The organism is Vibrio sp. 10N.222.49.A3, from assembly GCF_041475145.1.
In the GTDB taxonomy this organism is placed as follows: domain Bacteria; phylum Pseudomonadota; class Gammaproteobacteria; order Enterobacterales; family Vibrionaceae; genus Vibrio; species Vibrio tasmaniensis_A.
Genome location: NZ_JBFRVM010000296.1, coordinates 1 through 795, shown reverse-complemented (window position 1 = coordinate 795; position 795 = coordinate 1). Strand labels below are relative to the sequence as shown.

Here is a 795-nt window from a genome sequence, read left to right as displayed (position 1 = left end):
TTAACTGATCGGCATTAGAGCCAGTGGCTCGGTTTTTTTCTATTCGCGTTACAACGAATGATTAAGCAAGAAGCTCTTTTGCAGTGTTTACTACGTTTTCAGTAGTGAAACCGAACATTTTGAATAGCTCGCCTGCTGGTGCGGATTCGCCGAACGTTGTCATACCGATGATCTTGCCACCGAAGCCAACGTACTTGTACCAGAAGTCAGCGATACCAGCTTCTACTGCGATACGTGCTGTAACGTCAGATGGAAGTACAGACTCGCGGTACTCGGCGTCTTGCTTGTCGAATGCGTCAGTAGCAGGCATAGATACTACGCGTACTTTCTTGCCTTCAGCTGTTAGTTCAGCAGCAGCGCTAACCGCTAGCTCAACTTCAGAACCTGTAGCGATAAGGATAAGCTCTGGTTTGCCTTCACAATCTTTCAGAATGTAACCACCCTTGGCGATGTTAGCTACTTGCTCAGCGTCACGGTCTTGCTGTGCAAGGTTTTGACGAGAGAAGATAAGTGCAGAAGGACCATCTTTACGTTCGATTGCTAGTTTCCAAGCAACAGCAGACTCAACTTGGTCACATGGGCGCCATGTGCTCATGTTTGGAGTCAGACGTAGAGAAGCGATCTGCTCAACAGGTTGGTGAGTAGGACCATCTTCGCCAAGACCGATAGAGTCATGCGTGTAAACTTGAATGTTCTGAACTTTCATCAGAGCAGCCATACGCATCGCGTTACGAGCGTATTCCATGAACATTAGGAATGTTGCGCCGTATGGTACAAAACCACCGTGCAGAGCGA

Annotated in this window: 1 protein-coding gene; it reads right to left on the bottom strand. The window is 47.9% G+C overall.

The annotated features are described in order from the left end of the window. Window positions 1–61 precede the first annotated feature (61 nt). The coding region (locus AB4589_RS25180; RefSeq protein WP_372101935.1) for a transketolase-like TK C-terminal-containing protein at window positions 62–795 on the bottom strand (734 nt) is incomplete at its 5' end.